At 52.9% G+C, this 14,404-nt stretch carries 10 protein-coding genes; all 10 read right to left on the bottom strand.

Annotated elements, in window-relative coordinates:
* Positions 1–49: 49 nt before the first annotated feature.
* Complete coding sequence (locus tag EYB30_RS12250) at positions 50–1,084, bottom strand: efflux RND transporter periplasmic adaptor subunit (RefSeq protein ID WP_166839189.1); 1,035 nt, start codon at positions 1,082–1,084, stop codon at positions 50–52.
* The gene (locus EYB30_RS12245; RefSeq protein WP_241698019.1) at positions 1,077–4,190 is read right to left on the bottom strand and encodes an efflux RND transporter permease subunit; all 3,114 of its coding nucleotides are present in this window, start codon (positions 4,188–4,190) and stop codon (positions 1,077–1,079) included. The genes EYB30_RS12250 and EYB30_RS12245 overlap by 8 nt, the downstream gene beginning before the upstream one ends.
* A 152-nt stretch (positions 4,191–4,342) precedes the next feature.
* On the bottom strand, positions 4,343–5,035 hold the full coding sequence (locus EYB30_RS12240) for a gamma-glutamyl-gamma-aminobutyrate hydrolase family protein (protein ID WP_166839188.1): 693 nt from the start codon (positions 5,033–5,035) through the stop codon (positions 4,343–4,345).
* Entirely contained in the window at positions 5,035–6,045 is a 1,011-nt protein-coding gene (locus tag EYB30_RS12235; RefSeq protein ID WP_166839187.1) for an amidoligase family protein, read from the bottom strand. The genes EYB30_RS12240 and EYB30_RS12235 overlap by 1 nt, the downstream gene beginning before the upstream one ends.
* A gap of 61 nt (positions 6,046–6,106) precedes the next feature.
* Positions 6,107–7,855 carry a TIGR03545 family protein gene (locus tag EYB30_RS12230; protein ID WP_166839186.1) on the bottom strand — a complete coding sequence of 583 codons (1,749 nt, stop codon included), beginning with the start codon at positions 7,853–7,855 and terminating at the stop codon, positions 6,107–6,109.
* Positions 7,856–7,865: 10 nt separating this feature from the next.
* A complete protein-coding gene (locus tag EYB30_RS12225; protein WP_166839185.1) occupies positions 7,866–8,357 on the bottom strand; it encodes a TIGR03546 family protein in 492 nt (163 codons plus the stop codon).
* A 157-nt stretch (positions 8,358–8,514) separates the two neighbouring features.
* Entirely contained in the window at positions 8,515–9,987 is a 1,473-nt protein-coding gene (locus EYB30_RS12220) for a Na+/H+ antiporter NhaC family protein (protein ID WP_206674631.1), read from the bottom strand.
* Between the two features lie 262 nt (positions 9,988–10,249).
* On the bottom strand, positions 10,250–10,729 hold the full coding sequence (locus EYB30_RS12215; protein ID WP_166839184.1) for a pilin: 480 nt from the start codon (positions 10,727–10,729) through the stop codon (positions 10,250–10,252).
* A complete protein-coding gene (locus EYB30_RS12210) occupies positions 10,726–11,490 on the bottom strand; it encodes a hypothetical protein (protein WP_166839183.1) in 765 nt (254 codons plus the stop codon). Before EYB30_RS12210 ends, EYB30_RS12215 begins: the two co-directional genes overlap by 4 nt.
* 45 nt (positions 11,491–11,535) lie before the next feature.
* On the bottom strand, positions 11,536–14,391 hold the full coding sequence (locus EYB30_RS12205) for a valine--tRNA ligase (protein ID WP_166839182.1): 2,856 nt from the start codon (positions 14,389–14,391) through the stop codon (positions 11,536–11,538).
* Positions 14,392–14,404: the final 13 nt, after the last annotated feature.

The following is a 14,404-nucleotide window of genomic DNA, read 5'->3' as shown; positions in this document are numbered from 1 at the left end:
ACACCAGCAGTAAAATAGCCGCCATGTTAGGCGGCTTTTTTGTGCGCAGTTAGCTTTGGGTAACAGCCTGGCCGTCACGCAGCCGCTCGGCGCCGCGGGTTACCACTTTTTCACCGGCGCTTAAGCCTTCATCTATCGTGACCCAGTCGCCACTACCCTCACTGACTTTGACAGCCTTACGATGGGCGATGTTTTGCTCGTCTACCGTGACCACATAGGTGCCATCGCTGCGCAGCAATAAGGCATCGCGGTGCACGGTTACTGCGGCTTTGCTGTCACGGGTTGCCACTTTAACGTTAACCATTTCACCGGCCAGCCAATCGCTGTTATTTTTGTGCAGTTTTAACCGCAGTTCGGCGCGCTGGCTCTGGGCATCGGCTGCCGGGATCAGGGCGGTCACGGCCAGCTGTTGCTGCTTTAAACCATTGCTGACGTCCAGCTTGTCGCCCGGGCGCACGTAGCGCAGATACTGCAGCGGGATAAAAGCTCTTACTTCCAGCTGATAAATATCCTGCAAGCGTAATAAAGGCGTATTGCGGCTAACGTCACCGCCGGCCTGACGCAAGCGCTCTGCGACAACACCGGCGAAGGGGGCTGTTACTTTGGTGCGGCTAAGCTGGTCGTCAAGCTGCGCCAACCGGGCGCGGATAATAGCGGCATCTGCCTGCGCCAGCTGATGGTCAGAGTGGGCTTTATCCAGCTGCAGCAAAGCAATGCTCTGGCTATGTTGCAGCTCAGTTAAGCGTTGATATTCGCGCTGAAAATAATCGGCCTGCAAGGTAGCACGCTGCAGCTGTGCAGCCAGTTCGGCCCGTTGCAGCTTTAGCGGTGTCGGGTCAAGTTCAGCGACGATATCGCCGGCCTGTACCAGGGTACCGGCCTCTGCTACCCAATGCAGCCTGCCATCGACGCCAGAGGTCAGCTCAGTGTTGTTGCTGCTGTAGACTGTGGCCGGTACGTCCAGGGTGGGCACCTCGTACGACAAACGGCTTTCAGTTAACTGCACTGTACTGGCCGGAGCCTGCTGCGCCTGCACCAGCGGACTTAATAAAATAAGCGAGAGAGCAAGTATTGAGTTACGCATGCTGATGTCCTTTGGTTAATGCGGTAGTAAGGTGCTTACGCAGTGAGGCCGGGCGCTGCATCTGTAGCACTGCGGGCAGAAGAATGAGGGTAAATAGTGCGCTGATAGCCATGCCGCCGACGATAACCGTAGCTAAACCACGGTAAATCTCGGCGCCAACACCGGGGATCAGCATTAGCGGCAACATACCAAACAGGCTGGTCAGCGTGCTCATATACACGGGTCTGGCGCGCAATAATACCGCCTGTTGCACAGCGCTCTGCCGGTTTAAGCCTTCGCGTTCGGCAGTACGGGTTTGATCTACCAGCAATATGGCATTGTTAACCACTAAACCCAGCAAGATAATAAAGCCAATCATGGTCAGCAAATCGAGTGACTGGTTGCTAAACACGTTCACTGCAGCCAGCGCCAATACGCCACCGGCAATAGCCAACGGCATCACCAACAGTACCAGCAGGGCGTCACGCAGTGAGCGGAACAGGGCTGTCATTAACAGCAGCAGGATGAGCAGCGCCAGGCCGAAGTTCAGCAGCATTTCATCTATTGCTGAATTCATCTGACTGGCATTGCCACTAAGTAACAGGCTGGCACCTTGCGGTAAGGCCTGTTGCATGGGCGGCATTACATGACGGGTGACAATATCCATGGTTTCATCCAGTGACATACCTTCGGGCGGGCGAATAATTAAACTGACAGTGCGTTTGCCGCCAATACGGCGCAGCTGTGACGGCCCGACGGTTTGCCGGATATGCACCAGCGAGTCGAGCGCCTGTACACCTGATCTTGGCGTGACCAGCGGCATGGCCGCCAATTGCTCCGGGCTTTGCCAGCGTTCGGCGCGTAAAATCACATTCATCCGGTCGTTACCGTCAAAATACTCCGAGACAAACAAACCGCTGGTAAAAGCCCGCACATAGTTGGCGACGTCGGCCCGGTTTAGACCGGCCTGGCTGATGGCGCGGTCAAAAGGCAGCAGTTGCAACTCTGGCTCGGCCATTTCCAGCGATGGCACCGGCTGGGCGCTGCCGCCTTTAAGATGCTGTTGCACAGCTCCGATACCTACCGCGGCCACCTGCTGCAACGCCGGCAAATCGGCGCCTTGCAGGTTCAGTTCGACACTACGGCCATCACCGCCGCCAGAAACATTAATCATCGAGCCGCGAAATAAAAACACCTGGGTATCCGGGATACCGGCAAACACCTCATCCCGCACCACTTGCATCAGGCTTTCAACTTGTGTCGGGTCTGCGGCGTAAATAAAGCCGCCACTGGCATTAGGGCCGTAAGAGTAAAAGTTATAACTTTTGATACCAGGCGCTTTATTGCCGCTGTAGTACGGCTCCAGCCGCTCTACCACCCGGTTAGCCAGCTCTTGTTGCAAAAACTCAATATTGCCACCTGGTGGCAGGCTGAAGCTAAAAAAGAAACCATCTATCGGGGCACGGGGCATAAAGTCAGTGCGGGGCAGCAAAGTGGCACTTACCACAACAGAGGCCAGCAACAAGCCTGCGACCCAACTGATACGTTTGCTGTTACTGCTGGTTAAACGCATCACCAGAGCGGCCAGGCGCTGCCAGTAGGCAGAGAATGGATCCTGTAACCTGGTATTACCCAGCCAGTAGCGGCTGGCCAGTGGCACTATCGTCAGTGCCACCACTAAGCTGCTGCACACGGCAATGGCTAAGGTTAAGGCCAGATCAGAGAATAACTGGCCCTCGATGCCGGCCATAAATAAGATCGGCAAAAATATCGCTACTGTGGTGGCTGTTGATGCCAGCAGCGCGCCGCCTACTTGTGCCGCGCCGCGCAGGGCCGCTTTTTTATCGTCCAACCCTTCGCCGCGTAAGCGCAGAATATTTTCCTGCACTATGATGGCCGCATCCAGCACTAAACCGACAGCAAACGCCAAACCGGCCAGCGAGATAACGTTCAGACTGCGCCCCAGCAGTTGCAGCGACAGCAGCGCTACCGCCAGTGATAGCGGTATGCTTAAGGCAATAATGGCGGTAGCACGCCAGCCACGCATAAACAGCCATAAAATAACCAGTGCCAGCGCTACACCCAGGCCCAGATTGCTTTTAACCAGGGCCAATGCGTTGCGAATATGCACAGAGGCGTCGAAGCTTAAATCCATCATTAAACCGGCTTCCAGCAGTGCGCCCTGGTTTAACTCAGTAATAGCCGCATTAATATCATCCAGCAGCGCAACAGTATTGGCGTCATTATTACGGGCAATGGTAATGTAGTAGGCTTCTGCGCCGTTACGCAGGGTAAAACCAGTGCGGTCGCTAAAGCCGACTTCGGCGCTGGCCACATCGCGCAGATACACCGGCCGCTCACCGCTGTAACCGACAATCATCTCCAGCAGACTTTCTGGTGTGAACTGGCCGGCAAAGCGCACGGTATACTGACGCCGGCCGACATCGGCAAAGCCACCAGAGGCATCAGTGGCACCGCGAACCTGAGCAGCAACATTGTTGATACTTAAGCCCAGAGCTGCAGCACGGTGTGGGTCAAAGCTGATACGTAATTCACGCGGCCGCTGGCTGTTTAAATTTACCTGGCCTACGCCCTGAATACGGCTTAAGCGTGGGTAAACGACATCTTCTATCAGTTGCTGATAACGCGACATATCCGTGACATGGTTGCCCGGTAACGGCCGTATCAACACAGACGCGGCATTTGGCGTATTCTGGCCACCGCCGGCGACGACCGTTGGCTCTATCGCATCCAGGGGTAACGGTGGTGCCTGGTTCAGGTTGTTAATCACATCCAGCATGGCCTGCTGCATATTGGCGCCAACATCAAAGGTGAGCGTAATGGCGCCAAAGCCGCGTTGAATATTGGTCTCCACTTTCACCACGCCACGGGTGTTTTTAATGGCATTTTCAATCGGCTCAATAATAACGGTTTCAACTTCCTGCGGCGCGGCTGAACGCCAGCCGGTAAAGACAGAAATTTGCGGCTGCTCAATATCTGGTGTGATCTGAATGGGCAATTTCAACAGGCTGATAATGCCGAACAACATCAGCAGTATGGCAATAACAATAATGCTGGCCGGATTCTTCAGGGCAGTGCGGGTTAAATTCATAGCGGCGGTATCCATCCACAGTCGTGTGCTGAAATCTAGCGATCTGGGGGCAAAAAGCGATAGGGCTGGGATAAAAGGAGGGGATTTCGCGCTCAGTGGTGAAGGGAGAAACAGGCGCTTACAGGCGGCAACACTCTGTTACAGATGCGATAGCAGCGACTCGTTGTTTAGTCGGGTTCTGTGTTGTGATAACAGCGCCTAACCGCGTTGGCAAAACAGCGAAACAGTTGGCGTTGTGATGCCAGATAGGGCAGGTATTCAGGGTGCCATTGCACACCAATAACAAAGCGCGTTTTATGTTCTATCGCCTGCACAAAGCCATCGGCGTCGCGCGCCGTGATAATAAGATCATCACCCAGTTGTTTTACCGCCTGGTTATGCAGGCTGTTGACCATCGGGCTGGTATCATCCAGGCAAGTGCCCAATCGGCTGTTATCGGCTATCTCTACCTGCTTAACCGGCAACGCGGTGTATTTGTTTGGTGTTTTTTGCCGCTTTGCTCTTATGTCGTCATACAAGGAGCCATGCGCAACAATATTAAGTAACTGAGCGCCGCGGCAAATACCTAAAATAGGCACTTTCGAGTCAAGGTAGCGCTGCAGCATAGCCATTTCTAACTGATCTCTGGCCGGATCATAGCGGCTGTGTTGCAACGCCGGCTGATTGTAATGCTGCGGATGAATATCATCGCCGCCACTGATGATCAGGCCTTGAATCGGCTGTTGCAGTGGCTTAGCACCGGGGTACAAATAGACACCCCGTAAGCCATTGAGCCACAAATTAAAGCGTATTGCCCACCAGCCAAGCGGCAAACGTTTAGCCGGTCCGGTTACCGCCACCAGCGGTTTAGACTGGCTCATCACGCTTTACTGTCTTGCTGCAATTGTTGTAATAATTGCTGGCAACAGCTGAGCCAGCTGTTGTCTAAACCGTATGTCAGTTTGCTGAAGTGCTGGCGAAAGCTTGCCATAAAGCCTGGTAGCCTGTCGCTATTGGCCAGTTGTTCAACCTGAAGCCATAAAGACCAGGCTAATGTCAGATCCCAGTCGGGGTTGTCGATATCACAGTTTGGTAAGCGATAATGAAAAGTTGGCCTGGCTTTAATCAGGCTATTATCCGCTAGCTCGCGCACCGCATCCGGTTCAAGGTAGGCAATCAGTGGCAGCAAATCCAGGCTACGGTTTCGGCTTGGATTAAACTGCAGGTAATCCTGAATAAACTGCTGGCGGTCGGGCTGATAATCCGCTGCGGTAACATGCAAGATATAGGCTTTGCTAAAATGGTCGACATAAGGCGTTAGCTTGCGGGTGATATCGATGTTTTCCTGCTGACAAATCCAATCGTATAAGCACAGATAGGCTTGCAGATAGCGCAGCAAGGTTGTCCCTGACAGCGCCGGTAAGTCCGGGTTAAGGTGCAAACCGAAAGCGAATTGGATAGCGTGCCGGGTACCTTTGGCTCCCTGTTGTCGCAGGCAGGCGATCAGCGTATTGACTTGGGATAATTCACTAACGGCGATGGGCGGCGTCACCACTTCCCAGGGCACAACTTGCTCCGCTGCGGCTTTTAACAGCCGTTGTGCGATATCCGTCGCACTGTTATCAAGCGGCAGCGGGCTGTCGCTGGACACCAGTTGTTGTAATAACTGGGCATCCAGTTCCAGCACAAAGTCACCCACTGCAGAGCCTTTAACCCGGTAGTTAAAGATGGATTGCTTCACCACCTCACCACCATAGCACTGCACAATGCAGCTGAGGATCTGCTCTGGCTGACAACCGGCAAATTCCAGCTCTATACCAACCTGCCTTTCCTTGCCCTGATGATTATGCCATAGCGCGGGTATTAAGCTTGTTGGTGTGGCGGTGCTCACAGATCCTCCGGCTTTAAAGCGTTAACATGCGTAATGGCCAATGACAACATCAGCGGGTAGATTAGCCGTCACCCAGTTTGTTCAACAGCTTGTCTTTCAGCTTGTCTTTGGCCTGATCTTTAACATCAGCCAGCTTGGCGTTCAGCATATTTTCAATGCTGGCACTAACGTCAGCAACTTCACCATCTTGCTGGCTCAGCATGGCTGCCCAGTCCTGCTGGCCGGCCAGACCGGTTTGCAGCTGGCTGTCCAGTTTAGCCTGCAACTGGCTTTGATAAGCCGCCACTTTTTGCTTGGCTTCGCCCAGTAACGCATCGCCTAGCAGCTTATCCAGCGATGAACGGATACTCACTTCGGGCGCACTGATTAAGCCGCTGGCACTGATATTCAGTGGAATTTGTTGTTGTTGGTTTAACAAGCCCGCCAGCTGCTGCAGATACTTATTGCCACTGCTGTTAAAGTTAGCCGCGTTAAGCACCAGGTTAGCGCTTTGGCTGATTTGGTTGTTGGTCAGGTTCAGTTTGCCGCTTGAGCTTAGCAGACCGGCGGCTAAGTCCAGTGCGGTATCCCCCTGGCCCAGACTCAGCGGCTGCAGGTTCAGGCCCTCCAGCTGCCAGTTCAGGTTGGTAACCATCTGCTCCAGAATGGCAAAATCGCCGCTTAAATTAAAAGCCGCCAGTTGCGGTAGCTGTTTAACATCCAGTGTAAAACGGGTGGCGCTGTTAATTAGCTGATGCTGAGCGGTAATATCTTTAAGTGCTATGGTGGCCTCACCGCCGCCGATAAGCCAGTTTACCCGGGCCGTTTTTACCCAAAAATCCGGATACGGCTGGCTGGGCAGCGGCAATATGCGGTTGGGTAATACCGGCTCTGGTGCTGCACTGCTGCTAGCTTGGGGAAGTTGTTCGGGTAAATAGGGTTTGGCCAGTAAGTACAGGCTTTGTAACTGGCTGATACGTTCAGCCCACAGATCGCCGAGTAATATCTGGCTAATGCCGGCCAGGCCACCCTCCGTTAAGTTAGCCAGCTGTTGTACATTGGCGTAATCGGCCTTACTGGCCGCCTTTAGCTCGTTTACCGCCTGTTGCAGCGCCGTTTTGCTTTGGCTTAGCTGTTGCTTAATCTGCTCAACTTTGGCTTTTTCAGCGTTAAGCGCGTCTTTTAACTGTTGTAATTGCTCAGCCTTAGCAGCTAAATCGGCGGCGTTGGTAATTTTGCTGTCGGTTAACGCTTTAATCTGCTGTTGATACTGTGCCAGGCTATCTTTGCTGGGTAACTGGCTTTTTAAGTTTTGCAGTTGCTGCTGCTCGTCCTGCGCCAACTGTTTTAAGGCCTCTGCCTTAGCCGGGGTTTGCAGGTTGGCCCGGGCAATCAGCGTATCGGCATCGGGTAAATCGACCTGTAGCAGCTGTGCTAAATCAACTTTTTCGCCGTCAGTACCAGGTTGACGATATACCTTACCCGGTTCATTGCGCTTGGCGCCATATTGTAAGCCGTCCACCGTCAGTTCATCGATAACATAGTAGCCCAGCAGTGCCGGCCACAGCTCCAGCGACGCCCGCGCATGGCCAAAGCTGATGCTGTTATGCGTCGGGTTGGCGGCATCGGTAATTTGCAGCTGGTTAATACGCAAGGCCAGCGGCGCCAGCTCCAGCCCTACCTTATTGATGTTGACCTCACTGCCAACGGCTTTTTCCAGGCTGTATACCATACCGATGCGGATAGCCGGGCCTGCCAGCAGATATACCAGTGCCAGCAGCGCAGCGAAAAACACGATAAAGACTAACCAACCCGATTTGCGAATAATCATGGCGCGCTCCTTAATTCATTTTTTCATACAGGGCGTACAGCTTGCTGGCTTTAAGCATCTGCATAATTTTCCATTTTTGCACGCTGGTCATAATGCGCGAGCGGTATTGCAGTACCAGCACTTTTGCCAGCCAGGCCACCGGCAGCAGTAGTAAGGCACCGAGCAAAAAGGCGCCCAGGGTCAGGGTATGGTGCAAATGTAACAGTTGCAGCGTTTCGGTATTGGCTAACAGCTGCAATAATTGTTCATTCTGAGCATATTGCCAGGTCAGGCGCTCCAGTGGATCGGCAAACAGCAGCATCAGGCCTTCGGTCAGGCCCCAGACCACAATAAAGGTGGATAAATTGACCGTCAGCAGGCAGACAATCAATACGATCAGTAAACTTAGCAAGCCAAACGGCAAAATACCGATAAACAAACCCAGGGCGATAGCCCAGCCAATCTGCCAGGGCGAGGCTTCGGAGTTCAAAACTTTAAGAATTTTAGCCAGTAAGGTCAGCATAATGCCTCCGGTAAACAGGCAGTTCAGTGTTGTTATATAAGGTAACAGTGTAACGCCGTTTTGTCAGGGATAAAAAAGTGACAAATTGTTGAAAAATAAGCTGATAAAAAAAAGGCGCTGTCATTAGCGCCTTTATTACGGAGTGGGTTTGTGGCTGTTACGCCAGGGCTAAAAAGCCAAAAAATGCCAGTACCGCCGCCATAAAGGCATAGGGGAACTGGGTTAAGGCATGGCTCATCAGGTTGCAGCCAGAGCCTTGTGCGGCCAGTACGGTAGAGTCGCTGTAAAAACAGGCCTGGCTACCAAACGAACTGGCCGATAGCAGCGCACCTATTACCAGCGGAATATTGGCTTCCACCGCAAACGCCAGCGGCATCACAATGGGAATAGACACGGCGAAAATACCCCAGGACGAGCCGGTGGCAAAGGCCAGGATCGCCATGGAGAAAAACACCAGCGCCGGTAGCAACTGGGCACTCATATAAGGCGCCAGATTGTCGATGATAAACTGCGGCAGGCCCAGCTGATCACACACATCTTTAAACACAAAAGCAGCAATAACGGTACAAATAGCCGGCAGCATGGTTTTAAAGCCGTGGATCATCTGGTCCATCATTTCGCTTATCGTCATCAGCCGCTGCAGCAGATATAGCGGCAGGGTGATCACGAAAGTCATCAACAGGCCTTGCCAGACGTCGATATCAAACCAGATGGTAAAGCCGACCAGCATAATCATCGGCAGCAGGAAGTTATGCAGTTTGCCGCCGCTTTTATCGGCTTGTTCAAACTCTTGCTCAAACGACTGCACAGCAAAGTCGTCGGCGGAGTGCGTATCTTGTGCCGTGGTAGCCGAGTTGGGCGCATCTACCGCCGCAATGGTGGCTTGCCGGGCGGCCAGCTCGGCTTTTTTCATCGGGCCAAATACGGGCACTACACCTAAGATCACCAAAATCACCATCAGCATCGCCAGCCAGGCATATAACATATACGGAATGGCCGAAATATAGGTTTGAATACCGCTGGCATCGCCGGCAGGGGCGACATCATTGGCCACCAGTAAGCCGCCAAAAAACACCGCCCAGGTCGAAATAGGAATGAGCACACAGATAGGTGCCGCGGTAGAGTCGACCACATAAGCCAGCATCTCACGCGAGACTTTATATTTATCGGTGATACGCTTCATGGTTTCGCCGACAGTCAGCGCATTTAAATAGTCATCTACAAAGATCACTATGCCCAAAAAGCAGGTCATCAGCAGCGAGGATTTACGGCCTTTCGCCACATTTTGCGCGGCGCGGCCAAAGGCAAAGGCTCCGCCGGTATGCACCAGTAACGCAATTAATGAGCCAAAACCACCACACACCAGAATAAGCCAGCCGATGGTTTCATCCTGCATTACCCGCAATGAGGTATCGGCCATATTGCTAAGTGCGCCGGCAGGAGATAACAGCAACAGGCCGGCAATAGCCCCCATCACCAGGGCTAAAATTGGCCGTTTTAACCAGATAGCAATAGCCAGCACCACCACAGGTGGGATCAGGCTAATAGCGGTAGGGGTAACAGCGGCCGCTTCGGCCGCTGCGGCAACAGGTTCGGCGAGACTCTCGACCAGGGTATCTGCTGACATCATTGATTATTCTCAGTAAAAAAAATCCGGCAGGCCGGATAAGCGTTAAGTGAACCGTTGCAGCAGATAACCCAACCCAACGGCGCGGCTGCTTGCATTTATCCGCTGTGCTGCGCCAAATAACCGCGCGCTAAACACCAGACTTTACTGCATAAATACGCAGTGCAAGCGTATAGTCAGCCAGTTGCCGAAATACCGCGCAATCATAGCAAAAATTTTGCGTTCTACAACTGTGATCTGGTTGAGCTTTGGCGGTTTTAAATGCTTAACGGCAGTTCGATGGCAATAGCTCAGGCGGTACTGTGGTTTTGTTTTCGCCTATCGCTTGCATACCCGTTACGGCGGTGTCGTAGCCACATAACCAGGATATCGGGCTGGCAGGGCTGCCATCGACTACGGCGGGGCGGTAGCTTAATATTTTACCCTGCAGTGGTTGGGCAATTTTATGGCCCAGGGTGATATGAATGGCGCCTTGTTCAATATGAATTGCACTAACGCGGTTGCCTATCAGCTTATCTGCCGGGGGCAACCCCGCCGCGGCATTATCAGCCGGAAAACTGAGCTGCTGTTTATAATACTGGCTAATTTCTTCCCGGGCGGTTGAAGACAACGACAAGGCTTCAACCATATCAGCGCGGTGCAGATAAACCTGATAAGAGGGCAGCGCAACCGATGCCAGTATACCTATCATGGCGACGACGACCATCAGTTCTATTAAGGTAAAGCCCCGGACTAGCTGTTTCATACTACGACTCCCATGTCGAACAAATGCTGATAATTAACAAACAGTAACTGGGCAACGGCTGCGGTGATTAACACAGCATTGGCCAGCTGCAGGGTTTTCATTCTGCTGTTTAGGCTCAGTGTAATTTGCTGCTGGCACTGCACCCATTGTTGTTGTAGCTCGCATGCCAGCAGACAAGGCTGTTGCCGCAGTGGTTGCAGTTGCCGCTGCAGTGGGTTGTCAGTTTGCTGGTGTTGCGTAATAGGGTACCAGGCCAATGCCGTCAGGCGGTTAATATTACGCCGGGCAAGGCGCGGTATTAATTTACTGCTAAGCTCAGTCGACTGGCCAGCAAGTAGCCGTTTAACCGTAATAAAATATAACCAGTTACCCAGCAACAGCGCGCTGCATACTAACATCAGCAACGGCCAGGCCTGGCGCAGACCGCCAGCGGTAAGGTTAAATGCCGGGTCTAATTGGCGGTAAAAATCATCAAAGCTTGGCCAGATAATTACCAGATGCAAGGCAGAGATAAACAGAAAAATACCATACAGCAGACTGAGGTAGAGCAAGGCATTGATACTGTTTTGCGCCCATAGCGTCTGTTGAAAACTTAACTGACCATAAAGCTCAGCGCTTTGTCGGCGTTGAGCCTCCGGCAACTTAAGCAGCGCTGCCCATAATTGCTGGCACAGGCTGTCGTTGGCGTTAGTGCCAGCGTCGGTTTGGTGGTCTGACACCGCCAAAAAGCGGCAGTTGGAGTGAAAATCTGACCAGTTCATCTCTTTCCTTAGAAAAACGCCGGCGTCTTGCCGGCGTATCAGTTGTTATAACGCCGCGATTTCCGCTTGCTGGGCTTGCAGTTTGGCTACGGCTTGCTCCAGCTCGGCTTGCTTGGCGCGCTCTTTTTGCAGTACCGCTTCCGGTGCCTTGGCGACAAAGCCTTCATTGGCCAGTTTACCGGCTACCCGGGCCAGTTCCTGCTGGGTTTTTTCCAGCTGTTTGGCAATACGGCTAAGCTCGGCGTCTTTATCAATTAAACCGGCCATCGGGATAAGTAAATCCATGCTGCCGATTAACTGTGCAGCACAAGTGGGTGCCTGCTCGCCTGCAGCTAACACGGTAATATTTTCCAGCTTGGCCAGGTTCATTAAGAAATTCTGGTTTTCGCTTAACCGGCGTTGCTCTTCGCTATTCAGGTTGCGCAGCAGTATGCTGAGCGGCTTGCTGGGCGCGATATTCATCTCACCGCGCACATTACGAATGGCCGTGATCACCGCCTTTAGCCATTCCAAATCGGCGGTAGCGGTGCTGTCAATCAGGCTGTCATCTACGTCTGGATAGGCTTGCAGCATAATGCTTTCAGCAGCAATGTCTGCCAGCGGTTTTACCGATTGCCAGATGGTTTCAGTAATAAACGGCATTATAGGGTGCATTAAACGCAGCAAGCTTTCCAGCACGGTAACCAACGTATGGCGGGTAGCGCGTTGCTGCGCCTCGTTACCTTTAAACAGCACCGGCTTGGTCAGCTCTAAATACCAGTCACAGAATTGGTTCCAGGTAAATTCGTACAAGGCGGTGGCGGCTAAATCAAAGCGGTAGCTGTCAAAGTACTGTCGTACCTGCTTCACCGTTTGCTGGTACTGCGCCAAAATCCACTTGTCAGCCAGTGATAATTGCATGTCGCCGCCATTAAAGCCGCAGTCCTGGCTTTCGGTGTTCATCAGCACATAGCGGCTGGCATTCCACAGCTTATTGCAGAAGTTACGGTAACCTTCTAAGCGTTTCATGTCCCAGTTGATATCACGGCCGGTTGAGGCCAGTGCGGCCAGGGTAAAACGCAGGGCGTCAGTACCGCTGGCGCTGATGCCGTCCGGAAACTGCTTTTCGGTGGCTTTGGCAATTTTCTCTGCCAGCTGTGGCTGCATCAGGTTGCTGGTGCGCTTGGCCAGCAGATCCGGCAGGCTGATACCATCAATCATATCCAGCGGGTCAATGACATTGCCCTTGGATTTTGACATCTTATCGCCGTTTTCATCGCGGATAAGACCCGTTACGTACACGGTTTTAAACGGGACCTGCGGTTTGCCGTCTTTATCTTTAATAAAATGCATGGTCATCATGATCATCCGCGCCACCCAGAAGAAGATGATGTCAAAACCGGTTACCAGTACATCGGTAGGGTGGAAGGTGCGCAGCTCGGCGGTATCTTCTGGCCAACCCAAGGTAGAGAAAGTCCACAGCGCTGAGCTAAACCAGGTATCCAGTACGTCGTCATCCTGTTTTAGCGTGATGCTGTCAGCCAACTGGTGCTTGGCGCGCACTTCGGCTTCGTTGCGGCCAACATACACTTTGCCGTTCTCGTCATACCAGGCCGGAATACGGTGGCCCCACCACAGCTGGCGTGAAATACACCAATCCTGAATGTCACGCATCCAGCTGTAGTACATGTTTTCGTATTGCTTGGGGACAAATTCGATTTGGCCGCTTTCAACGGCCTCTACCGCCGTTTTGGCCAACGGCGCTACCCGTACATACCACTGATCGGTTAACAGCGGTTCTATCACCACGCCGCTACGATCACCATAAGGCAGGGTATTGTTATGCTCTTCAACTTTGTCCAGCAAGCCGGCTGCATCGAAAGCGGCAACAATGGCCTTACGCGCGGCATAACGGTCCAGGCCCTGATACTCGGCCGGAATTGCTGCTGTCATCTCGCTATTCGCTTCGCCATTGCTGTGGAAGCATTCGCCGTCTGCACGGATAGTGGCGTCGGGTGTCATGACGTTAATCATCGGTAGCTGCTGACGTTTACCGACTTCGTAGTCGTTAAAGTCGTGCGCCGGGGTAATTTTGACGCAACCGGTGCCTTTTTCCATATCGGCGTGCTCGTCTGCAACGATAGGAATGCGGCGGTTTACCAGTGGCAGGACGATCTCTTTGCCTATCAGTGCCTGATAGCGCTCGTCTTTGGGGTTAACCGCTACGCCGGTGTCGCCGAGCATGGTTTCTGGCCGGGTGGTCGCCACCACCAGATAATCTTTACCCTCAGCGGTGCGTGCGCCATCCGCCAGCGGATAACGCAGGTGCCACATCTGGCCTTTTTGCTCTTTGTTTTCCACTTCCAGATCAGAGATGGCGGTGTGCAGTTTCGGATCCCAGTTCACCAGGCGCTTACCGCGATAAATCAGGTCGTCGTCAAACAGGCGGACAAACACTTCCTGCACCGCGTTAGACAGGCCTTCGTCCATGGTAAACCGCTCACGTTGCCAGTCTACTGAGTTACCCAGCCGACGCATTTGCGCGCTGATATTACCGCCAGATTCTGCCTTCCACTGCCAGATTTTATCGATAAAAGCATCGCGACCAAGGGCATGACGCCCCGGTTGGCCCTCGGCGGCCAGTTTGCGTTCTACCACCATTTGGGTGGCAATACCGGCGTGGTCGGTACCGGCTTGCCACAGCGTATTTTTGCCCTGCATGCGTTGGTAACGGATCAGCGCATCCATAATGGTTTGTTGAAACGCATGGCCCATATGCAGACTGCCGGTTACATTCGGCGGCGGGATCATAATGCAGTAGTTGCCATGGCTGTCGTCGCCGCTGGGTTTAAAGTAGCCTTTGGCTTCCCATGCGTTATACATGGCCTGTTCTATTTCACTGGGGTTAAACGTCTTTTCCATGATAGTACCTGTA

Origin of the sequence: Rheinheimera pleomorphica (assembly GCF_011634895.1) — a bacterium.
Lineage (GTDB): Bacteria > Pseudomonadota > Gammaproteobacteria > Enterobacterales > Alteromonadaceae > Alishewanella > Alishewanella pleomorphica.
This window is presented reverse-complemented; position numbering and strand designations above follow the sequence as displayed.

Coding starts and splice junctions, on each gene's coding strand:
- EYB30_RS12250 (WP_166839189.1), bottom strand. CDS start 1,084: ATGCGTAACTCAATACTTGCTCTCTCGCTTATTTTATTAAGTCCGCTG.
- EYB30_RS12245 (WP_241698019.1), bottom strand. CDS start 4,190: ATGGATACCGCCGCTATGAATTTAACCCGCACTGCCCTGAAGAATCCG.
- EYB30_RS12240 (WP_166839188.1), bottom strand. CDS start 5,035: ATGAGCCAGTCTAAACCGCTGGTGGCGGTAACCGGACCGGCTAAACGT.
- EYB30_RS12230 (WP_166839186.1), bottom strand. CDS start 7,855: ATGATTATTCGCAAATCGGGTTGGTTAGTCTTTATCGTGTTTTTCGCT.
- EYB30_RS12225 (WP_166839185.1), bottom strand. CDS start 8,357: ATGCTGACCTTACTGGCTAAAATTCTTAAAGTTTTGAACTCCGAAGCC.
- EYB30_RS12220 (WP_206674631.1), bottom strand. CDS start 9,987: ATGATGTCAGCAGATACCCTGGTCGAGAGTCTCGCCGAACCTGTTGCC.
- EYB30_RS12215 (WP_166839184.1), bottom strand. CDS start 10,729: ATGAAACAGCTAGTCCGGGGCTTTACCTTAATAGAACTGATGGTCGTC.
- EYB30_RS12210 (WP_166839183.1), bottom strand. CDS start 11,490: ATGAACTGGTCAGATTTTCACTCCAACTGCCGCTTTTTGGCGGTGTCA.
- EYB30_RS12205 (WP_166839182.1), bottom strand. CDS start 14,391: ATGGAAAAGACGTTTAACCCCAGTGAAATAGAACAGGCCATGTATAAC.